General features: G+C 73.0%; 14 protein-coding genes and 1 pseudogene. 6 read left to right on the top strand and 9 right to left on the bottom strand.

Annotated features, from left to right (window positions below):
* Positions 1-13: 13 nt before the first annotated feature.
* On the bottom strand, positions 14-1,585 hold the full coding sequence (locus C8N24_RS13825; RefSeq protein ID WP_147447783.1) for an LVIVD repeat-containing protein: 1,572 nt from the start codon (positions 1,583-1,585) through the stop codon (positions 14-16).
* A gap of 169 nt (positions 1,586-1,754) precedes the next feature.
* Between C8N24_RS13825 and gad the strand changes: the two genes are divergently transcribed.
* Positions 1,755-3,125: a glutamate decarboxylase gene (gene gad, locus C8N24_RS13830; protein WP_121250703.1), complete on the top strand. Its 1,371-nt coding sequence runs from the start codon at positions 1,755-1,757 to the stop codon at positions 3,123-3,125.
* Between the two features lie 160 nt (positions 3,126-3,285).
* On the opposite strand, the gene C8N24_RS13835 is transcribed toward gad, so the two are convergent.
* Both C8N24_RS13835 and C8N24_RS13840 read right to left on the bottom strand, forming a co-directional pair.
* Positions 3,286-6,183, bottom strand: a complete 2,898-nt coding sequence (locus C8N24_RS13835) for a vitamin B12-dependent ribonucleotide reductase (protein WP_121250704.1) — start codon at positions 6,181-6,183, stop codon at positions 3,286-3,288.
* 193 nt (positions 6,184-6,376) lie between these two features.
* A complete protein-coding gene (locus C8N24_RS13840; RefSeq protein ID WP_121250705.1) occupies positions 6,377-7,129 on the bottom strand; it encodes a hypothetical protein in 753 nt (250 codons plus the stop codon).
* A 28-nt stretch (positions 7,130-7,157) separates the two neighbouring features.
* Between C8N24_RS13840 and C8N24_RS13845 the strand changes: the two genes are divergently transcribed.
* Positions 7,158-7,697, top strand: a complete 540-nt coding sequence (locus C8N24_RS13845) for a YdeI/OmpD-associated family protein (RefSeq protein WP_121250706.1) — start codon at positions 7,158-7,160, stop codon at positions 7,695-7,697.
* Positions 7,698-7,784: 87 nt separating this feature from the next.
* Positions 7,785-8,753, top strand: coding sequence for a UDP-glucose 4-epimerase GalE (galE, locus tag C8N24_RS13850; RefSeq protein ID WP_121250707.1), 969 nt, complete (start codon positions 7,785-7,787; stop codon positions 8,751-8,753).
* Here galE and C8N24_RS13855 read toward each other — a convergent pair.
* The 5 genes from C8N24_RS13855 to C8N24_RS13875 are packed head-to-tail and all read right to left on the bottom strand — an operon-like array spanning position 8,747 to position 14,570.
* A complete protein-coding gene (locus C8N24_RS13855) occupies positions 8,747-10,891 on the bottom strand; it encodes a RecQ family ATP-dependent DNA helicase (RefSeq protein WP_121250708.1) in 2,145 nt (714 codons plus the stop codon). The genes galE and C8N24_RS13855 overlap by 7 nt on opposite strands.
* A gap of 1 nt (position 10,892) precedes the next feature.
* A complete protein-coding gene (locus tag C8N24_RS13860) occupies positions 10,893-11,171 on the bottom strand; it encodes a hypothetical protein (protein ID WP_121250709.1) in 279 nt (92 codons plus the stop codon).
* Complete coding sequence (gene tmk / locus C8N24_RS13865) at positions 11,168-11,746, bottom strand: dTMP kinase (RefSeq protein ID WP_121250710.1); 579 nt, start codon at positions 11,744-11,746, stop codon at positions 11,168-11,170. The genes C8N24_RS13860 and tmk overlap by 4 nt, the downstream gene beginning before the upstream one ends.
* A 34-nt stretch (positions 11,747-11,780) precedes the next feature.
* Positions 11,781-13,016, bottom strand: coding sequence for a peptidoglycan-binding protein (locus C8N24_RS13870; protein ID WP_121250711.1), 1,236 nt, complete (start codon positions 13,014-13,016; stop codon positions 11,781-11,783).
* A gap of 48 nt (positions 13,017-13,064) precedes the next feature.
* A complete protein-coding gene (locus C8N24_RS13875; protein ID WP_121250712.1) occupies positions 13,065-14,570 on the bottom strand; it encodes a hypothetical protein in 1,506 nt (501 codons plus the stop codon).
* 107 nt (positions 14,571-14,677) lie between these two features.
* On the opposite strand from C8N24_RS13875, the gene C8N24_RS13880 reads away from it, so the two are divergent.
* Positions 14,678-15,784, top strand: coding sequence for a DNA polymerase III subunit (locus C8N24_RS13880; RefSeq protein WP_170179074.1), 1,107 nt, complete (start codon positions 14,678-14,680; stop codon positions 15,782-15,784).
* Here the strand turns inward: C8N24_RS13880 and C8N24_RS13885 are convergent.
* Positions 15,739-16,611, bottom strand: coding sequence for a formate/nitrite transporter family protein (locus C8N24_RS13885; protein WP_121250714.1), 873 nt, complete (start codon positions 16,609-16,611; stop codon positions 15,739-15,741). The two genes, C8N24_RS13880 and C8N24_RS13885, sit on opposite strands and share 46 nt — an antisense overlap.
* An 86-nt stretch (positions 16,612-16,697) precedes the next feature.
* On the opposite strand from C8N24_RS13885, the gene C8N24_RS13890 reads away from it, so the two are divergent.
* Both C8N24_RS13890 and C8N24_RS13895 read left to right on the top strand, forming a co-directional pair.
* Entirely contained in the window at positions 16,698-17,900 is a 1,203-nt protein-coding gene (locus C8N24_RS13890) for an MFS transporter (protein WP_121250715.1), read from the top strand.
* Positions 17,897-20,971, top strand: a pseudogene (locus C8N24_RS13895) (molybdopterin-dependent oxidoreductase); the annotation flags it as partial. The gene C8N24_RS13890 and the pseudogene C8N24_RS13895, both read left to right, overlap by 4 nt.
* Positions 20,972-21,069 lie beyond the last annotated feature (98 nt).

Below are 21,069 nucleotides of genomic sequence, written 5' to 3' on the forward strand. Positions count from 1 at the left end.
TAGCAGCGCGCTCCTAGGTCGACGGCAGGAAGCAGAGCCCGAACGTGTCCGGGTCCGCGATCAGGTCCGAGGCCTGGGCGGCGATGAACGCTCGCTGCTTGGCCGAGGGTGACGGCGCCACGAGGTCCTGCTTGGCCGCTCGGGCGGCCTTCGCGCCGCCGGTCAGCCGCAGGATGTCGACGCCGCGGGTGCGGTCGGCGGTGTAGATGTAGCCGTCGCGCAGGTAGGAGGCCCAGACGATGCCGTCGTCGGGCCGCCAGTACGCGAACTGCCGCGGGTTGGCCGGGTCCGAGATGTCCAGCAGCCGCGTGCCCTCGCCGTACCAGGCGTAGGTGACCGTGCTGCCGTCCACGTCGAAGTAGTGCGCCGAGCAGAAGTTCGCCAGCGGCGCGTACTGGCCCTCGAGCCGTGAGCCCTCCTGCCCGTACGGCGACCACGAGCCGACGACCGGCATCCGGAACTTGGTGGTCGGCGTCGACTTCCACGCCTCCCCGTTCAGACTGCCCTTGATCGACGCGATCGTGAACTTGCCCTGCTTGCTGCACGCCTCGGGCGCCGGGCCGAAGTCCTCCTCGGTCATCAGCAGCAGCTCACCCTTGCGGTAGCGGTCGTCGCCGCGCGGCGCGTCCTTGCCGATCGGGCGCCACGCGTTGTGCATGAAGCCGCCGTTGGAGTCGTTCGTGTGCTCCGGCCCGATGCCGCCGCCGCCGTACGGCACCGGCTTGAGCGCGGTCGCGTGGCGGTGGCGCCGCTCGAGCGGGTCGTAGTGGACGCCGTCGGTGTAGTAGCCGCGCGTGCCGCCGTCGCCCGAGACCCAGGCGATGCCGGCGTCGTCGACCTGGACGTCGTGCGAGTAGGCGGTCACGCCGTCGCGCCGGAACAGGTCCACGGGCTGCATCGGGAACGCCCGCGGACGCCGCGGATCGCTCAGGTCGGTGACGATGATCGGGCGGCCGCCGGTCCAGCCCAGCTCGGTCTGCTGACGCGTGGTCGAGGCGGGACCGCCGGTCCACAGCGCCCGGCAGCCGTTCACGCAGGTCGTCGTGTGGCCGGTCGGCAGCGGCTGGAAGGCGAGCAGGCGCAGCGCCTCCGGGTCCTTCGCGTCGACGATGTAGACGCCGGCGATGTTGGTCGCGCCGTTCGGGTCCGGCTCGCCCGGCTCGCGCGTGGTCGAGCCGGCGTAGGCCCGCGGGTCGCGCGACAGCAGGACCAGCTTGCGGTCCTGGTCGACGTCCATGTCCTCGTTCTGCCAGAACGTCGACCGTGGCGCCGACGTGTCCGGCGGCCCGAAGTCGACGTCCGGGTCGCCCTCGAGCTTGAGCCGCTCCGCCGACAGCTCGTCGAGCAGCTGCGGCTTGGCCGGGTTGCCGATGTCGTAGGACTTCAGACCGAACCGACCCGTTACGAGCATGACGGTGCGCTTCCCACGCCAGCCGTCGCGGTACTCGAGGAAGTTGATCGCCGTGGCGTTCTTGGCCTCGGTGATCTGCTTCACCAACTCGACGTTCTTCTGCGCGCCGAACGCGGGCGCCGCGAACACGAGTGACGCGCCGAGCGCGCCTAGAACCAGCCCTCTACCTCTCACGGATGCCCTCCCAGGATCCGGGGATATGAACCAGGCGGCGGAATCTACTTCATGCCGGTCTCATCTCCTCAGGGCTTGACATCCGGCTCATCTTGCGCTCGTCGACGTGGCGGCGCCGAGCGCCGGTCGGTGTGATGCGGCGGTAACGGCCGCGGTGGAACATCGGCGCATGACGCTCGAGAACCCGGCGGTGCCCTACGGCGACGCCTTCCTGCGCGCAAGTGCGCCCGACGGCCGGCTGCCCGACGCCGGCATGCCCGCGTCCGAGGCGCTGCGGCTGATCGAGTCCGAGATGGTGCTGGACGGCATCCCGGAGCGGAACCTCGCGACGTTCGTGACCACGTGGATGGAGCCGGAGGCGGTCCAGGTGGTGACGGACAACCTGGCCCGCAACTACATCGACCACGCCGAGTATCCGCAGACGGCGGAGATCGAGCAGCGCTGCGTGCGGATGCTGGGCGACCTGTTCCACGCGCCGGGCCCGACGACGGGCACGCGCACGCAGGGCTCGTCGGAGGCGATCATGCTCGGCGCGCTCTCGCTGAAGTGGCAGTGGCGCCGCCGCCGCGAGGCCGCCGGGCAGGCCGCCGACCGCCCGAACCTCGTCTTCGGCGCCGACGTGCACGTCGTCTGGGAGAAGTTCTGCCGCTACTTCGACGTCGAGCCGCGGATCATCCCCCTGCGACCCGACAAGCTCACGATCGGGCCCGAGGACGTCGAGCCACACGTCGACGAGCACACGATCGGCGTCGCCGCCGTGCTCGGGACGACGTTCACCGGCCACGCCGACGACATCGCCGGTATCGACGCGCTGCTCGGCCGGCTCCGCGCCGAGCGCGGCCTCGAGGTCCCGATGCACGTCGACGCCGCGAGCGGCGGCTTCGTCTGGCCGTTCCTGCACCCGGACACCCCGTGGGACTTCCGGCTCGCCAGCGTGCGCTCGATCAACGTCTCAGGCCACAAGTACGGGCTCGTCTACCCGGGCCTGGGCTGGCTCGTGTTCCGCACGCCCGAGGACCTGCCGGACGACCTCGTGTTCTACGAGAACTACCTCGGCAAGCGCGACGCCACCTTCACGCTGAACTTCTCCACGGGCGCGAGCATGGTGCTCGCCCAGTACTACACGTTCGTCCGCTACGGCCATGAGGGCTACCGGGGCGTCATGGAGGTGCTGCAGGCCAACGCGCGCCGGCTGGCGGAGCGCATCGTCGCGACCGGCCACTTCGAGCTCGTCGGCGACCCGGGCGCCGAGCAGCTCCCACTCGTCGCCTTCAGGCTGAAGGAGGCCGATCGCGCGTACGACGAGTTCGACGTCGCTTCCCAGCTGGCCGCCGAGCGCGGCTGGATGGTGCCGGCGTACACGCTCCCGCCGAACGCCGACCACACGACGATCATGCGCGTCCTCGTCAAGCGCTCGCTCGGCCATTCGCTCGCCGAGACCCTGGCCGCCGACATCGCCCAGGCCTGCGCGACGCTCGACGTCAAGGGTGGCCTGCACGAGCTGGACCGCCGGCGGGTGAAGACGGGTACCGGCTACTGATCGCCCTGGCGACGGTCGTGCAGGCCGAGCGCCGCGGGCACGTCGACGTCGAGCTCGCGAGCTTCGACGAGCGCCTCGTCAAGGCCCGCGGGAACCTGGCCTAGAACGACGACGGGCCGCGCAAGGCGGCCCGTCGAGTGAAGCTATTCAGCCGCGGGGATCAGCCGCAGCCGGTGTTGTTGCCGCAGGACGAGCACGTGTAGCACGAGCCCGTGCGCTGCATCATGCCGCCGCAGTTGTTGCAGGCCGGGCCCAGGTCCAGGCCGACCATCTTCACCGGGACGACCGGCGGGGTCTCGGTCAGCGCCGCGGTGGCCGGGACGGCCGTGACCGGGGCCGCCGGGGCCGGGGCGAGCGCCTTGGGGGCGCCGTTGCCGTTCGCCGGGCCGGCCGTGTCGGACGAGGGCGCGGTGTTCTGCGCGATCGCCTTGGCACGGACCTCCTGCGTGAGGATGCCGAGCTCCTCCTGGGTGTCGGCGTCCAGGAAGCGCGAGGCGAGCCAGCGCATGATGTAGTCCGGCATCGACTTGGCGAACGGGATCTCCGGGTTGGTGGTGATCCCTTCCGGCTCGAAGCGCATGTAGGCGAACTTGCGGACCAGCGTCTCCAGCGGCACGCCGTACTGCAGCGAGATCGAGATCGCCGTCGCGAACGAGTTCATCATGCCGCGGAGGGTCGAGCCCTCCTTGCCGATGTCCGTCAGGAAGATCTCGCCGACCGAGCCGTCCTCGTACATGCCGGCCGTGATGTAGCCCTCGTGGCCGCCGAGCGAGAACTTGTGGGTGAGCGACTTGCGCTCGCGCGGCATGCGCTTGCGCAGCGGCTCGTCCTCGCGGGCGAGCGCCTTGTCGACGGCCTTCTTGACCGCGACCGCCACCAGCTCGTCGACCTCGGTCTGCGTGAAGATCTCCTCGCCGGCCTCCAGAGCGGCCTCGGCCTTGGCCGGGAGCTCCTTGGAGTCCTGCGCGTCGGTGCGCAGCGCCTGGGCGGTCTTCGAGCCGTCGCGGTAGATGGCCAGCGCCTTGACGCCGAGCTTCCACGCGTTGATGTAGGCCTCGGCGATGTCCTCCACCGTCGAGTCCTGCGGCATGTTGACCGTCTTGGAGATCGCGCCCGACAGGAACGGCTGGACCGCGCCCATCATCTTCACGTGGCCGGCGGCGGAGATCGCGCGCTGGCCGACCGCCACGTCGAACACCTCGAGGTGCTCGCCCGCGAGGCCCGGGGCGCCGACGATCGTGCCGTGCTCGGCGACGTAGGCCTCGATCTGCTCGATCGCCGCCTCGCCGTAGCCCAGCGTGCGCAGCGCCATCGGCACCGTGCGGTTGGCGATGATCATCGTCCCGCCGCCGACGAGCTCCTTGTACTTGACGAGCGAGAAGTCCGGCTCGATGCCCGTCGTGTCGCAGTCCATCAGGAACGAGATCGTGCCCGTGGGCGCGAGCACCGTCGCCTGCGCGTTGCGGTAGCCGTAGAGCTCGCCCAGCGCGACCGCGTCGTTCCACGTCTCGCGCGCGGCGGCCAGCAGCTGCGTGTCGCCGACCGCGGCGTCCGGCACGGCGTACGACGCGTCACGGTGCATGCGCATGACGGCGTTGTGCGCCTCGCGGTTCTCCGCGTAGCGGTCGTACGGGCCCATGGCGCCGGCGATCTTGGCCGACTGCGCGTAGGCGCGGCCGGTCATCAGCGCCGTGATGGCGGCGGCGGCGCCGCGACCCTCGTCGGAGTCGTAGGCGAAGCCGTTGGCCATCAGGAAGGCGCCGAGGTTGGCGTACCCCAGGCCGAGCTGGCGGAACGCGCGGGCGTTCTTGCCGATCTCCTCGGTCGGGTAGCTCGACGGCGAGACGACGATCTCCTGCGCCAGGAACACGATGTCCACGGCGTGCTCGAACGCCTGCGTGTCGAACGTGCCGTCCGGGCGGCGGAACTTCATCAGGTTCAGCGACGCCAGGTTGCACGCGGAGTCGTCCACGTGCATGTACTCCGAGCACGGGTTGGACGCGTTGATGCGGCCCGAGTTCGGGGACGTGTGCCACTGGTTGATCGTCGTGTCGTACTGGACGCCCGGGTCGGCGCAGCGCCACGCGGCCTCGGCGATCTCGCGCATCAGCTCGCGCGCCTTGACCGGCTCGCCGACGGGCTCGCCCGTGGTGCGCGCGATCAGGTGCCAATCAGCGTCGTCCTCGACCGCCTGCATGAACTCGTCCGTGACGCGGACCGAGTTGTTGGCGTTCTGGTACTGGATCGAGTGGAAGCCGTCGCCGTCGATCGACATGTCGAACCCGGCGTCACGCAGCGCGGCGGCCTTGTCCTCTTCCTTGGCCTTGCACCAGATGAACTCGCGGATGTCCGGGTGGTCGACGTCCAGCACGACCATCTTGGCCGCGCGGCGCGTCTTGCCGCCGGACTTGATCGTGCCGGCCCAGGAGTCGGCGCCGCGCATGAAGGACACCGGGCCGGAGGCGGTGCCGCCCTTGGCCAGCGGCTCCATCGAGCCACGGATGTTCGAGAGGTTGATGCCCGACCCGGAACCACCGCGGAAGATGCGACCCTCGCGCGTGTTCCAGTCGAGGATCGAGTCCATCGTGTCGTCGACGCTCAGGATGAAGCAGGCCGAGCACTGCGGGGACTCCTCGAAGCCCACGTTGAACCAGACCGGCGAGTTGAAGGCCGCGATCTGGTGCAGGAGGATGTGCGTCAGCTCGGCCTCGAACGTGTCCCCGTCCTCCTCGGAGGCGAAGTAGCCGCGCTCGCGACCCCAGTCGGCGATCGTGCCCGACACGCGGTTGATCATCTGCTTGACCGAGCGCTCACGCGTCGGCGAGTTCAGCTGACCGCGGAAGTACTTCTGGGCGACGATGTTCGTGGAGTTCTGCGACCACGACTTGGGGAACTCGACGTCGTCCTGGCGGAAAGAGCCGACGGCGGCGGTGCGGGACTCCCACTCCACAGCCTCGTAAGGGTGCACGCCAGGCCGCGTGAACAGCCGACGCACGCTCAGCGCTTCAGGGGCGCGAGTCGGTTGCGTGAGCGTGGTTTGCGGCGACGTCTTTTCCATGGTGCTTCCATCTCCCTCGGCAGGGACTTCCAAAAAGTGCGGGCGGTGGATATTGCACCCGGTGCCGGACGGAATCTAGACGGCGCCGCCGTTTCGAGGCAGAGAGCGAAAATCCTGCTTTTGCAGAGCAAATTCTACCGAACGGACGGGTGCGGGCAGCCCCCGAAAGCCCCGCTCTGTCCGCTTTAAACCGTTATCGGCCGAGCTTCAGCCAGTCGGTGAAATCCGCCCACGTCGTCCGCGTGCGGAACGCGGCTTCGCGCCAGGCGGGCGTGTTCCGTCCGAACAGCGCGAGCGCGAGCGCGCCGACCACCGCGAGCAGCACGAGGACCCCCGGGATCACGAGCTTGCTGCGGTCGGCCTTCGTCGACACGAGGCCCGGCGTGGCGCTCGGAGCCGGGGTCGCGGCCGGCGCCACGGTCGGTACCGGGGTGGCCGTCGTCGGCGGGACGGTCGGGTTCGGGTCCACGGTGGTCTCGGGCGGCAGCGTGCCGTCCTCGGGCGTGGCCGTGCCGTCGTCGGGCGGCGGGATCGCGCCGTCGTCGGTCCCACCGTCGTCAGGCGGTGGGAGCGTGCCGTCGTCCGGGGTCGCCGTCGCCGTCGCGGTCGGCGTGGCCGTCGCCGTCGCGGTGGCGGTCGGCGTCTTCTCGGCGTCGTCGCAGCGGCCGTTGTCGTGGCGCTGGATGCCGGCTTCGACCGCCTCCCGGAAGTCCGGGTAGTCCGTGTCGAAGTCGGGCTCGATCGTGTCGAGCGCGTCCTCGAGGTCGGCGCGGTCGTGGTCGCAGACGTCGATCTTGCCGTCGCGCCGGTAGTCCTCGTAGATGAGCTTGACGGCGTCCGACGCGCTGTCGGGCGGGCCGGGCGTCGCGGTCGCCTCCTGGGCCAGGGCGCTGGCCGGCCAGAGCGCCAGCGCGGCCACCAGGACCGTGATCAGGCGCAGTGGCATACCCGTCCGAGTGTACGATCCGGCGCGCATGGACGACCGCGCATTCGCCTCCCGCGAGGAGTGGGAGTCCTGGCTGGAGGTCAACCACGCGAGTGCGGACGGCGTCTGGCTGGTGTTCCCGAAGAAGGGCACAGGGCTACCAACGGTCGACTTCGTCGAAGCGATCGAAGTTGCTCTGTGCTTCGGCTGGATCGACGGGCAGCGCAAGGGCCTGGACGAGACGCACTACCGGCAGAAGTTCACGCCGCGGCGGGCGCGCTCGAAGTGGTCGCAGATCAACGTCGGGCGCTGCGAGCAGCTGATCGCGGACGGGCGGATGCGGCCGGCCGGCCACGCCGAGGTCGAGGCCGCGAAGGCGGACGGGCGCTGGGATTCGGCCTACGCGCCGGCGTCGAGGATCGAGGTGCCGGAGGATCTGCGCGAGGCGCTCGAGGCGGCTGGCTGCGCCGAGGCCTTCGCGGCGCTCAAGAGCCAGGACCGCTACTCGATCCTGTTCGGCCTGCACGACGCCAAGCGGCCGGAGACCCGCGCGCGACGGATCGCCAAGGCCGTGGACCAGCTTCGCTGACGACCTCGAAGTCGCCGCCCTCGAGGGCCTTGTCGGCGACGGGAAGCGATCCAGGTCGCCACGGCCGCCTGAGTACCCTCGCCTGCAATGCGACTTCTCGTCACCGGCGGCGCCGGCTACATCGGTTCGATCGTCGCGCAGTACCTCGTCGCGCGCGGCGACGAGGTCACCGTGCTCGACTCGCTCTATAAAGGGCATCGCGCGGCGGTTCCCGACGGCGCGGACTTCGTCGAGGTCGACCTGCTCGACGCGGACGCCGTCGACGCGGTGCTCGCCCGCGGGTTCGACGCGGTGCTGCACTTCGCCGCCATGTCGCTGGTCGGCGAGTCCCAGCAGGTGCCCGAGAAGTACTGGCGCGGCAACGTGGTCGGCGCGCTCAACCTGCTCGACGCGATGCGCGCGCACGGCTGTGGGCGGATCGTGTTCTCCTCCACCGCCGCCACCTACGGCGAGCCCGACGTGGAGCTGATCACCGAGGAGACGCCGAACGTCCCGGTCAACACGTACGGGAACTCGAAGCTCGCGGTCGACCGGATGCTCGCCGACGAGGCCCGCGCGCACGGGCTCGCCGCGGTGTCCCTGCGCTACTTCAACGTCGCGGGGGCGAGCGGTGCGCTGGGCGAGGACCACGAGCCCGAGACGCACCTGATCCCGCTGGTGCTGCAGGCGGCGGCCGGCAAGCGGGAGAGCGTCGCGCTGTTCGGCACGGACTACCCGACGCGCGACGGCACCGCCGTGCGCGACTACATCCATGTCGACGACCTGGCGGTCGCCCATGCGCTCGCGGTCGACAAGGCCGTGCCCGGCGAGCACGCGATCTACAACCTCGGCTCCGAGCGCGGCTACTCCGTGCGCGAGGTGATCGAGACGGCGCGCGCGGTCACCGGGCGTGACATCACGGTCGTCGAGCAGGACCGCCGCGCCGGCGACCCGCCGCAGCTGGTCGCGTCGAACGCGCGCGCCCGGGAAGGCCTCGGCTGGACGCCCGAGAAGACGCTCGAGGACATGATCCGGGACGCGTGGACGTGGCACTCCGCCCACCCGGACGGCTACTGAGCGAGCAGCTCCAGCAGCGAGTCGGCGTGCTTGTCGACGAACGACGGGCCGATGCCCTTGATAGCGAGTAGGTCGTCGCTGCTGCGCGGGCGGCGGCGGATGACCTCGCGCAAGGTGGCGTCCGTCGCCACCGTGTAGGCGGGCTTGCCGTCGGCTCGCTCGCGGCGCCAGGCCTTGAGCGCGTTCAGGTCGTCCTCGTCCACGGGCGGGCCGTCCTCGACGATCGGAGCCTTCTTCGCCTTGGCCTTGGCGACGGTGATCGGCGGCAGCCAGTCGGGCGGGTCGTCGACGTCGCAGCAGCGGCCGGTGGGGGCGACCGGCGTCGGGTCGCCGAAGTGGTCGAGCAGCTGGCGCCGGCGGCAGCGGTCGTTGCTGGCGTCGGCGTAGTGCTCGATCGAGCGGTAGGACTGCCAGCGGCGGTCCTTGGCGGCGCGGCACAGCTCCGCGACGCGCCCGCGGTCCAGCGGGCGGTCGGCGAGCGTGATGTGCACGCGGCCGCCCTGGCCGGGTGAGAGCGTGAGCGCGCCGGCCCGCTCGGCGACGGCCAGCAGGATGCGGTCGCGGTCGACGCCCGCGTCGAGCTCGAGGTCGCCCTGGTTGCGCAGGCGGTTGACGAGCGACGCGACCTGCTCGACCGTGACCTCGGCCTCCTGGATGAAGCGCACGAGCCGGCCGAGGTCGCTGCGGGAGGCGAGCAGCACGGCACGTCCCGGCCGGCCGTCACGCCCGGCGCGGCCCGCCTCCTGGTAGTAGGCCTCGAGGCTGCTGGGGAGCGCCCAATGCCAGACCGAGCGCACGTCGGCCTTGTCGACGCCCATGCCGAACGCGTTCGTGGCCACGACGACGTCGACCTCGCCGCGCATGAACATGTCCTGCACGCGCGTTCGCTGCTCGGTCGGCATCCCCGCGTGGTACGCGGGAGCGTTGAGCAGCGCGGCGATCTCCTCGGTGCTCTTGCGCGTGCCGCAGTAGACGACCGCCGGGCGGTTCTCCGGCATCTCGACGCCCGCGACGAGCGTGGCGCGCTTGCGGGCGACGCTCCCCTCGCCGTCGAACGGCAGCACGTCGAAGCTGAGGTTCGGCCGGTCGAAGCCGGACCGGACGCGCTCCGGGTCCCTGAGGCCGAGGCGCGTGACGATCTCCTCGGCGACCTTCGGGGTCGCGGTCGCCGTGCACGCCATCGTCGGCGGGTGGCCGAGCTCGCGGATGATCGTCGTCAGGCGCAGGTAGTCCGGGCGGAAGTCGTGCCCCCACTCGGACACGCAGTGCGCCTCGTCGACGACGAACAGCGCGAGCGTGCGCGCCGCGAGGGCGGACCGGAAGGCCGGGCTGGCGAACCGCTCGGGCGCGGCGAACGCGACCTGCGCCTGGCCGTTGCGGATCTGGTCCAGCGCGGTCTGGTTGTCCTCGCCCGAGGCGAGCATCACCGCCGGGTGCCCGAGGTCCGTGAGTCGCTGGCACTGGTCGCGCATCAGCGCGATCAGCGGCGAGATCACGACGGTCAGGTCGTCGGTGGCGAGCGCGGGCAGCTGGTAGCAGAGGCTCTTGCCGCCGCCGGTCGGCATCACCACGAGCGCGTCGCGGCCGTCGAGCGCGGCCTGCACGGCCTCGCGCTGGCCGGGCCGGAAGTGGTCGAGGCCGACGAGCGAGAGGAGCTGCTCGGGGGAGACGTCCGCGGGCGGGCGGGGCGGGCGCTCGGCGGCGAAGCGGGCGGGCGAGGGGCCGGCGGCCTGCGGAGGCGCGGCGGCGGGGGCGGGCGACGAGGCGGCCTGCGGCGGCGCAGCGGCGGCACGCGGCGGCGCGGCGGCGGGCGACGAGGCAGCCCGCGGCGGCGCAGCGGCGGGCGGCGAGGTTGCGACCGGCGGCGGTGGGGTGCCGTCCCCGCCGGCGGCGCGCCGCTCGGCGACGTAGGCGGCGGTCGGGCCGAGCCTGGGCTGTCCCGACGCCGGCGGCGCCGCGGTCGTCTGCGGCTCTCGCACGGCGGCCACGCGGCGCGCCGCCAGCTGGGCGAGCGGCGTCAGCGCCTCGCGTTCCTCGGGCGTGAAGTCGCGCCAGCGCGCACGGAGCTCGTCGAGCATCGCCGCGTTGGCCGCGGGTGCTTCGAAGACGTCGGCGAGCAGTCCCAGCGCCTCGTGCATGTCAGTCGGTGGTGGGCCTCACGCCGAAGCGCAGCGCGGCGCGCAGCTCGTCCTCGCCCGGGGTGGCGAGGTCGGCGTCGGTCGCGGCGCGCGCGGCCTCCGCGGGCTGCGCCGCCTTGGCCTCCTCGGCTCGCCTGGCGGCGAGCTGGGCCAGCGGCGTGAGCGCGGCGCGCTCATCGGGGTCGAGCTCGCGCCACTGGGTGCGCAGCTGCTCGAGCGCGAAGGCCGCGTTGACGGGGTCGTCGAAGGCGTCGGCGAGCAGTGAGAGGGCTTCGTTCATGTCAGGGCTTCAATCGCGTGGGCGAGGACGGTGTCTGGGGGCAGTGCGGCATCGAGGACGACGAACCGGTGCGGCTCGGCCGCGGCGAGCTCGTCGTACGTCATAGCCACGCGGGCGAAGAACTCTCCCCCCGCGCGTTCGAGCCGGTCCGCCTCGCGACCGGCGATCCGCGCGAGCCCCACCTCCGGCGCGACGCGCAGCAGCAGGGTCCGGTCAGGCACCAGGCCGGCGGTGCCGAACGCGTTGAGCGCGCGGATCTCGTCCACGCCCAGGCGGCGACCGCCGCCCTGGTAGGCGAGGCTCGAGTCGACGAAGCGGTCCAGGATCACGGTGGTGTCCGCCTCGAGCAGCGGCTCGAGCCGCTCTGCGACGAGCTGCGCGCGGGCGGCCGCGTAGAGCAGCGCCTCGGCGCGCGGGTCGACGTGGAGTGAGGGATCTTGGACCAAGGTGCGGATGCGCTCGGAGAGCTCGACGCCGCCCGGCTCGCGCAGGACGGTCGCGTCGAGGTGCTCGGCCAGGCCGGCCACCAGCGTCGTCTTGCCGGCGCCGTCGAGGCCTTCGACCGTGATGAGCACGCAGGGGAGTGTGACGAGTGGGGTCGACGCCTCCTCATCCGTTTTCCCGCAGCGGCCGTTGCGCGGGCGGCGGCTTGTAGCCCACGAGCACCTGCACGCCGGCCGGCTGCCAGCGGCCGCCGCCGCGCAGCGTGGGTACGCCGGCGGCGTTGAGCGCGTCGGCGATGGCCTGCAGCGACAGCCCCCGTTCGCGCATGGCGACCACCCGCGCGCGCAGCTCGGGGACCTCGCGGAGGCCGGCGGCCAACCCGTCCCGCGCCCGGGCGGTGCCCCGTGCGCGCTTGTAGTCGTCGAGCTCCACCAGCGCCCCGGCGGTCAACCGGCCGGGCGGCAGGCTCGTGTCGAGCCACTCGTCGACCGCCATGACGAAGGCGTCGGCGTCGTTGATGCGCTCCAGCATCGGGGCGAGGTCCGCCGCCGAGTCGGCGATGTCGCTGAGGTGTCGCACGACGAATCCTCGGCTCTGGCCCGTGCTGATCCGGTCCATGACGTACGCCAGCCCGGGACGCTGGCTCGGCCGGCCGACCTGCGGCGCGTCGTGGATGACGCGCTCCAGGTGCCAGTCGCGGGCCTCGCACCAGGCGGCGATCGCCGCGGTGGCGGCGGCGACCTCCGCGCCCGCGTGCCGGTCCGCGACGACGTAGCCGAGGACGTCGCGCAAGCCCGTCGCCCTGGGCGGCTCTTGGGGGATCGAGGGCGTCGGGCGCTCGCGGCGCAGCCGCAGCGCGGCCAGCACCAGCGTCGCGACGGTCATGATCGCCAGGAGGATCGCGAGCCAGGCGTTGGTCGCCCCGGGCACGGGCGCGGCGGCGCGGACCGGCGCGGGGGAAGGCTCCGGAGCTCGCGTGACCGGCGTGCGGCGGCTGCGCAGCGCGGCGAGCGTGCCGGCGTCGACCGTGCCCGTCGGGCGGAGTCCGTGCTTGATCTGGAACCACGTGACGGCGCCGCGCGTGCGCGGACCGAACCGTCCGTCCACGCGGCCGACGCGATACCCGCGCCGGCGCAGCTCACGCTGCACGGCGCGGACCCGGCGCGACCCGCGTGCGGTGGCACCCGTGCCCATGGCGACCGGACCGGCCGACCATCCCCGCGGCCACGCGGGTTCCGTCACCGGCCGCGACGGCTCCGGCCGTTCGATGGCGCGCCCGCGCCAGCCGGTCTTCGGATCCGGCGTGCCGGCGGCCGCGACGGGCGGCGCCACCAGCAGCCCGGCGAGCGCTACGCCGAGCGTCCACTTCCGCGCACGAGGCGCGATGGGGCTGTCCAACATGTCATCTCCTGAAGTCGAGCGTGAATGGGGCTGGGGACTCGGAAGTCCTCAGCCGGGGCGCTCGGTCAGCGAGATGAAGGCGACGGGCCGCTTCAGCGGCGCAAGCAGGGGAAGGACGGTGAGCACGGCCGCACAGCCGAGCCCGGCGAGCGCGAGGAGGGCGATCGCGCCCGTCCCGGAGCCGGAGCCGGCCGCCGAGAACGCGCCGGAGCTCACGGCGGCGCCGGACGGCGTGGCATCGGACACGGTCGCGTCGGCGCGCCGGGCGGTCGAGGCCGCCGGGGCAACGGCGGACGGCACGTCGGCCGGTGCGGTGCGGACCGCCGTCGGAGCCGACCGTGCGAGGTGCGTCGACACGTGTCGCGGCGCGCCGGGAAGCGCCTGCGCAGCGACGCGGGGCGGCGCGAGGGCACGGGCCGGCGCGAGCACGGCACGTACCGCGCCTTCGCTGGGCCGGGCCGAGAGCGCGTCGCTCGTCGGCGGGGCGGGTTCGTTGCGCGTGGGATTGGCGACAGCGGCCGCGGAGATGGTCACGCGGTCGCGCGCCGGCTCCGTGCGCGCGGCGAAGGACGTCGGCTCCACGACTACGACCGACGTCGTCGGCTGAGTGCGAGCGACGCGGTCGGCGGGCCGCGCCACCGGGACCTGCGCGACCGGCCCGCTCGTCCCTCCGACGGGGCGAGCGGCGTCGCCGACCGGCGGGTCGGCCCCGGCGTCGACCCCGTTCGCGGTCGGCCGGGTGGCGTCGGCGACGACTTCGGTGACGGGGCGCGTGGTCGTGGCAACGACCTCGGTGACGGGGCGCGTGGTGGCCGCGAGGGTCTTGGTGATCGGACGGGCCGTTTCGGCGATGGCGTCGGTGACGGGGCGCGTGGTGTCGGCGACGGTCTTGGTGATCGGCCGGGCCGTTTCGGCGATGGCGTCGGTGACGGGGCGCGTGGTGTCGGCGACGGTCTTGGTGATCGGCCGGGCCGTTTCGGCGATGGCGTCGGTGACGGGGCGCGTGGTGTCGGCGACGGTCTTGGTGATCGGCCGGGCCGTCTCGGCGATGGCGCCGGTGACCGGGCGCGCGGCTTCGGCGACAGCCTTCGTGACCGGCTGCGTGGTTTGCTCGACCGTCTTGGTGACCGGCTGGGCCGTCTCGGCGGCGGCGTCGGTGATGGGGCGCGCGGTCTCGGCGACCGCCTCGGTGACGGTCCGCGCGGTGTCGGCGACGGCCTTTGTGGCCGGCTGCGTGGTTTCCTCGACCGTCTTGGTGACCGGCTGGGCCGGCTCGGCGACGGCGTCGGTGGCCGGGCGCGTCCCTTCAGCGACCGGCTCGGTCGCGGGTCGCGTGCTCTCGGTGACCGGTTCGGTCGTCGCGGGCGCCGGGCTCGGCGGGGCGACCGTCGGCGCCGGAGCCGCGGGCGCCTGCTCGACCGGCGCGGTGACGGCGTCGGTCGTGGCCTTCAGGGCATCGTCGAGCGTCGGCGTCTGGGCGGCGGCGAGCGGCGGCGCGGCCGCCGTCAGGAGCGGCGCGGTGAGGACGACGCAGAGCTTCGCGGCCAGACGCACTGGTATCCGTGTGCCCCGGTCGGCGCAGAACTTGCCTGCGAGCGCGCGTATACGCATCGAACGGTCAGGAATCCGGGTGTGCCGCGGCGGCGCCTAGGATCAACGGGGTGCTCGACCTCGCACACCATCCTCACGCCCAGGCCGTGCTCGGCGCGGCGCTCAGCGGCTCGCCCGCGCACGCGTACCTGCTGCACGGGCCGGCGGGCAGCGGCAAGCGCGATGTCGCGCGCCGGTTCGCCGGCGAGCTGCTGTCGCGCGGGGCGAAGGACCCCGACAACGTGAAGGTGCGGGCGGACCACGGGAGCCACCCGGACCTGACGTGGGTGTCGCCGAGCGGGGCGCACGAGATGCTGCGCCGCGACGTGGACGAGGCGGTCGTGGCCGCGGCGGCGCACACGCCGTTCGAGGCGCCGCACCGGATCTTCGTGCTCGAGCGGGTCGACGTGATGAACGACGAGGCCGCCAACGCGCTGCTGAAGACGTTGGAGGAGCCGCCGAGCTACGTCGTGCTGCTGCTGCTCACGGACCGGCCGACGCAGGTGCTGCCGACGATCGCGTCGCGCTGCCAGCCGGTGCGGTTCGACCCGCCGACCACCGACCAGCTCGCGCACACGCTCGAGATGAAGGGGATCGCGCCGGACACGGCGCAGGCGGCGGCGCGGCTCAGCCTCGGCGACGGCGAGAAGGCGCTCCGGCTCGCGCTCGGCGACGGCCCGCGGCTCCGCCAGGCCGCGGAGGAGTTCGCACGCGCCCCGCTCAACGGCACGGTGGGCGAGAAGCCGTGGCGCGCGCTGCTCGATCGCGCCAAGCAGGCGGGCGCGGACGCGAAGGCGGAGATCGAGGCGCAGCTCAAGGAAGAGCTGCAGTTCCTGCCCAAGAAGGAGCACAAACGGCGCGAGACCGAGTTCACCGAGCGTGCGCGCCGCGCCGACCGGCGGGCGGCGACGCAGGCGCTCGACCACGCGCTGCAGCTCGTCGGCCTGTGGTACCGGGACCTGGCGGTGCTGGAGGCGCAGGCGCCGGAGCTGGTGTTCCACTCCGACCGCCTGGGCACGCTCCAGCAGGACGCCGGCAAGCCGAAACTCCAGCAGGCGCAGGAGCTGGTCGACGACACGCGCTCGCGGCTCGTGCTCAACGTCTCCGAGGAGCTCGCCTGCGAGGCGCTCGCCTACCGGTTGGACGCCGTGCTCGCCTCCCGCTCACCGCGAGCCTGACGACCGAAGCGGCCGTCGACGGTCGTGTCGCCCGGCTCACCCTCCTCGTCGGCGCGACCGTAGAGGTAGTAGTAGGACCCGGCGACGAACACCGCCGCGCCGACCAGGTTGCCGAGGAAGGCGAAGATCCAGTTGTGGATCGCGTCCCACCAGGTGAGGTCCGGGACGCCGGCGAAGATCGCCGCGGGCAGGAAGAACATGTTCGCGATCACGTGGTCGAAGCCCATCGCCACGAACGCCATGATCGGGAAGAAGATGGCCAGGATCTTGCCCGCGACGTCATCGGCGGCCAACGACATCCACACGGCCAGGCAGACCAGCCAGTTGCAGCCGACCGCGCGCAGGAAGATCTGCCACTCGGTCTCCTCGATCCCCTTGGAGTGGGCGATCGCGCTCAGCCGCTCGAGCGGCAGGTCGGCGGTCAGCACGCCCGACTGGACGCCGAGGAAGTAGGCGACGAACAGCGAGCCGATCAGGTTCCCGAGCAGCACCCAGGTGAAGTTGCCGATCAGGTGGCTGAGCTTGATCTTGCCGCGGAACAGCGCGAGCGGGACGAGCGCCATGTTGCCGGTCAGCAGCTCTGAGCCGGCGATCACGACGAGCATCAGGCCGACGGTGAAGACGGCGCCGGTGAACAGCGTCGGGAGCGTGCCCCAGCGCTCGGGGTCGAGCCCGGAGGAGACCGTGATCGCGAGCAGGCCGCCGAAGGCGATGTAGGCGCCGGCGAGGAAGCCGGCGACCAACGCCTTGTTCGGCGCGAGCTTGGCCTTCTTGACGCCGGTGGCGGTTCCGGCGTCGGTGATCGCCTGCGGGTCCTTGACTGGCACGAGCGTCCTCCTGGCGTGAAGCGTTCTGCTGCGCCGGTCTACCCAAACCGCTGAAGATGTCAGTCGATCGGCCGATTTCCCTGGTCATGCGTATGCGTGAATTTCGGCGCGCAGGCCACACGCCTTCGCTCGTCGCGGCCCTCCTGCACTTCGACGTCTCGTTCGCGATCTGGGTGATCCTGGGCGCGCTCGGCGCCTACATCGCCGAGGACCTCGGCCTGAGCGCGGCCGAGAAGGGCGTGCTGGTAGCCGTCCCGCTGCTGTCGGCAGCCGTGTTCCGCGTCACGCTCGGCGTGCTCGCCGACCGCTTCGGCCCGCGCCGGATCGGCACGATCTCGATGACGATCGCGCTGCTGCCGCTGCTGTGGGGCTGGCTCGGCGCGACCTCGATGAACGAGCTGCTCGGCGTCGGCGTGCTGCTCGGCGTCGCCGGGGCGTCGTTCGCGATCTCGCTGCCGCTGGCGTCGCGCTGGTACCCGCCGCAGTACCAGGGCCTGGCGATGGGCATCGCCGGCGCGGGCAACTCCGGCACGTTCGCGTGCGCGCTGCTCGCCCCGCGGCTGGCCGAGCACGTCGGCTGGCACGCCGTGATGGGCCTCGCGCTCATCCCGGCCGCGGCAGTGCTGGTCGCGTTCCGCCTGCTCGCGAAGGAGCCGCCCGCGCCCGCGCAGCGGCTGACGCTGCCCGCCTTCGCGAGCCAGCTCGGCGAGAGCGACACGTGGAAGCTGTGCGCGCTGTACGCCGTCACGTTCGGCGGCTTCGTCGGCCTGTCGTCGTTCCTGCCGATCTTCTTCCACGACGAGTACGGCCTCTCGAAGGTCGACGCCGCTTCGCTGGCCGCCATCGGTGGCGCCGCGGGCTCGTTCGTGCGGCCGTTCGGCGGCCACCTGGCGGACCGCTTCGGCGGCACCCGCGTGCTGACCGTCGTCTACGGCGTCGCCGCGCCGCTGCTGCTCGCGCTGTCGACTGTGCCCTCGCTGGTCTGGGCGGGCGTCGGCTTCCCGGTCGTGATGGCCTTCCTCGGCCTCGGCAACGGCGCCACCTTCCAGCTCGTCGGCCTGCGCTTCCGGGCGCGGATCGGCGTCGTCACCGGGTTGGTCGGCGCGGCCGGCGGCCTGGGCGGGTTCATGCTCCCGATCGCGCTCGGCTCGCTGCACGACTCGTTCGGCAGCTACGGCGCCGGGCTCTCGCTCGTGTCCGGTGTCGTCTTCGTCGCCTTCGTCGGCGTGGCCGTGCTGCGGGTCGCCTGGCGTCGCGGCTGGGGCGCCACCGCCGAGGCGCCCGTGTGATCCGAACCGGGTGCCCATACTGCGGCGTCGGCTGCGGGCTCGTCGCGGAGGTCCGCGACGGCCGGCTGGCCGCTGTCCGCGGTGACGAGGCGCACCCGGTCAACGCGGGACGCACCTGCCGCAAGCCGCTGGAGCTTCCGGCCGCCGTGCATGCCGGCGACCGCGCGGTCACGCCGCTGCTGCGCGGCGGCACCGACGAGCGCTTCCACGAGGCGTCGTGGGACGAGGCGCTCGGCCACGTGGCGGAGCGCCTGCTCGCCTACCGGCCGGACGAGATCGCGTTCTACATCTCCGGCCAGCTCCTGACCGAGGACTACTACGCGGTCAACAAGCTCGCCAAGGGCTACCTGCGGACGAACAACGTCGACTCGAACTCGCGGCTGTGCATGTCCTCGGCCGTCGCCGCGTACGACGCCACCTTCGGCGCCGACGGCCCGCCGCCGGCGTACGACGACATCGAGCTCGCCTCGACGATCCTGCTGCTCGGCTCGAACACCTCCGCCTGCCACCCGATCCTGTGGGGCCGCATCCGCGCGGCGCAGCAGGCGGGCGCGACGCTGATCGTCGTCGACCCGCGGCGCACCGACGCCGCCGCGGTCGCCGACATCCACCTGCAGCTGCGGCCGGGCACGGACCTCGCGCTGCTGAACGCGTTCATCGCCGGGCACGAGCTCGCCGGCGCGTGGGATGCCGTCACGGCCGCGGAGGTGTGCGGCGTGCCGGCGGTGGCGATCGAACGCGCCGCCCGGGCGTTCGCGGACGCGCCCGCCTCGCTCGCGCTCTGGTCGATGGGCGCCAACCAGTCCGTCGAGGGCACCTCGATCAACCGTGCGCTGCTGAACCTGTGCGTCGTGACCGGCCAGATCGGCCGTCCCGGCGCCGGCCCACTGTCGCTGACCGGCCAGCCGAACGCGATGGGCGGGCGCGAGACGGGCGGGCTCGCGCACCTGCTCCCCGGCTACCGCAAGGTCGTGCGCGAGGATCACCGCGCGGAGGTCGAGGCGCACTGGGGGCTGCCCGCCGGCACGATCGACGCGCGCCCCGGCCTGCCCGCCACCGACCTGTTCGACGCGCTCGAGGACGGCCGCGTGAAGGCCGTCTGGATCTGCGCCACCAACCCCGCCGTCTCGATGCCGGACGCCGAGCGCGTCCGCCGAGCGCTGCGCAAGGCCGAGCTGGTGATCGTCCAGGACGCCTACCACCCGACCGAGACGGGCGCGCTCGCGCACGTCGTGCTGCCGTCGGCGCAGTGGCCGGAGAAGGCCGGCACGTCGGTGAGCTCCGAGCGCCGCATCCAGCTCATGCGCGCGGCCGTCGATCCGCCCGGCGAAGCGCTCGCCGACTGGCAGATCTTCGCCGGCGCGGCGCACCACATGGGCTTCGACGGCTTCGACTGGACCGACGCCGCCGCCGTCTACGACGAGTTCGCGGCGCTCACCGCCGGACGGCCGTGCGACCAGTCGGGCGTGTCGCACGCGCGGCTCGAGCACGGCTCGCTCCAGTGGCCCTGCCGCTCGCAGACCGACCCCGGCACCCAGCGCCTCTACACGGACGGCCGCTTCCCGACCGAGACCGGCAGGCCGAACCTGCAGCCCGCGCTGCCCGGCGACCCGGCCGACCCGCCGGACGCCGACCACCCGCTCGTCCTGACCACCGGCCGGATCGCGACCCACTGGCACACGCTCACCCGCACGGGGAAGGCGCGCGAGCTCGTCGCCGCCGAGCCCGAGCCGTTCGTCACGCTGCACCCGGACGACGCCCAGCGCGCCTGGGTGCAGGAGGGCGAGCTCGCGCAGGTCGTCTCCCGCCGCGGCGCGGTCAAGCTGCGCGTGCGCCTGGACGCGACGTTGCGCCCGGGGACCGCGTTCGCCCCGTTCCACTGGGGCGCGCTGCACGCGCCCGCGGGCCACGGCGGCGTCAACGACCTCACGCACCAGGCGACCGACCCCGTCTCGCGCCAGCCCGGCCTGAAGGCCACCGCCGTCCGCGTCGAGCCGGTCGCCGCGCGGCGCCGGCGCCGGACCCGGCACGTGCTGATCATCGGCGGCGGGCCGGCGGGTGTGAAGACCGCCGAGACGATCCTCGAGCACGGAGACGCGCGGATCACGATCGCCGGCGACGAGCGCGGCCGGCCGTACGACCGCGTCGGGCTCAGCGACCACCTGGCCGGGCACCGCGCGGCGACCGACCTCGACCTGCACCCGCAGCGCTGGTACCGCGAGCACGGCATCACGCTCTGCGGCACGGTCGTGGACGTCGACACCACCCTGCGCGTCGCCACCCTCGCGGACGGCACGCAGCTCGCGTACGACGCGCTCGTCTTCGCGACCGGCTCGCGCCCGCTCCTGCCGCCGATCGACGGCATCGAGCGGGCGACGCCGTTCCGCACCCGCCACGACGTGCGCACCATCCGCGGCCGCGCCAACGGCGCGCGGCGCGCGGTCGTGATCGGCGGCGGCCTGCTCGGCCTGGAGGCCGCGCGGGCGATCGCCAACCGCGGCATCGCGGTCACCGTCGTCCACCTCGCCGACCGCCTGATGGAGCGCCAGCTCGACGCGACCGCCGGGCGGATGCTCGAGCGCGCGCTGCGCGGCCAGGGGATCGACGTCCTGTGCTCGACCTCGACCACGCGCGTGCTCGACGGCGGCGTCGAGCTCGCCGACGGCACCACGATCGAGGCGCAGCTCGTGGTCGTCGCCGCGGGCGTCGTGCCGGAGGTGCTGCTGGCCGAGCGGATCGGGCTGGAGACCGACCGCGGCGTGCTGGTCGACGACTCGATGCGCACGAGCGTCCCGGGGGTCTGGGCGGTGGGCGAGTGCGCCGAGCACCGCGGCGTGACGGTCGGCCTCGTCGCGCCCGCGCTGGCCATGGCGCGCGCCGCCGGCGCCGACATCGCGGGCCAGCCCGCGGCCTACGTGCCCGCGCCGCTGTCCACCAAGCTCAAGGTCGCCGGCATCGACCTCTTCTGCTCGGGCCAGCTCGAGGGCGACGACGAGGCCGTCCAGCTCGACACGCGCGCCGGCTACTACCGCCGCGAGGTCTACCGGGGCGAGCAGCTCGTCGGGGAGATCGTGCTCGGCGACCCACCGGTCGCGGCCGGCGCCGCTCCCGACCCGATCGTCTGCGCCTGCCATCGCGTCACGCGCTCGGAGATCCAGGCCGGGCGGCC

Origin of the sequence: Solirubrobacter pauli (assembly GCF_003633755.1) — a bacterium.
GTDB classification, from domain to species: domain Bacteria; phylum Actinomycetota; class Thermoleophilia; order Solirubrobacterales; family Solirubrobacteraceae; genus Solirubrobacter; species Solirubrobacter pauli.

Coding starts and splice junctions, on each gene's coding strand:
- C8N24_RS13855 (WP_121250708.1), bottom strand. CDS start 10,891: ATGCACGAGGCGCTGGGACTGCTCGCCGACGTCTTCGAAGCACCCGCG.
- C8N24_RS13845 (WP_121250706.1), top strand. CDS start 7,158: ATGGACGACCGCGCATTCGCCTCCCGCGAGGAGTGGGAGTCCTGGCTG.
- C8N24_RS13835 (WP_121250704.1), bottom strand. CDS start 6,183: ATGGAAAAGACGTCGCCGCAAACCACGCTCACGCAACCGACTCGCGCC.
- C8N24_RS13870 (WP_121250711.1), bottom strand. CDS start 13,016: ATGTTGGACAGCCCCATCGCGCCTCGTGCGCGGAAGTGGACGCTCGGC.
- C8N24_RS13840 (WP_121250705.1), bottom strand. CDS start 7,129: ATGCCACTGCGCCTGATCACGGTCCTGGTGGCCGCGCTGGCGCTCTGG.
- galE (WP_121250707.1), top strand. CDS start 7,785: ATGCGACTTCTCGTCACCGGCGGCGCCGGCTACATCGGTTCGATCGTC.
- C8N24_RS13890 (WP_121250715.1), top strand. CDS start 16,698: ATGCGTATGCGTGAATTTCGGCGCGCAGGCCACACGCCTTCGCTCGTC.
- C8N24_RS13860 (WP_121250709.1), bottom strand. CDS start 11,171: ATGAACGAAGCCCTCTCACTGCTCGCCGACGCCTTCGACGACCCCGTC.
- gad (WP_121250703.1), top strand. CDS start 1,755: ATGACGCTCGAGAACCCGGCGGTGCCCTACGGCGACGCCTTCCTGCGC.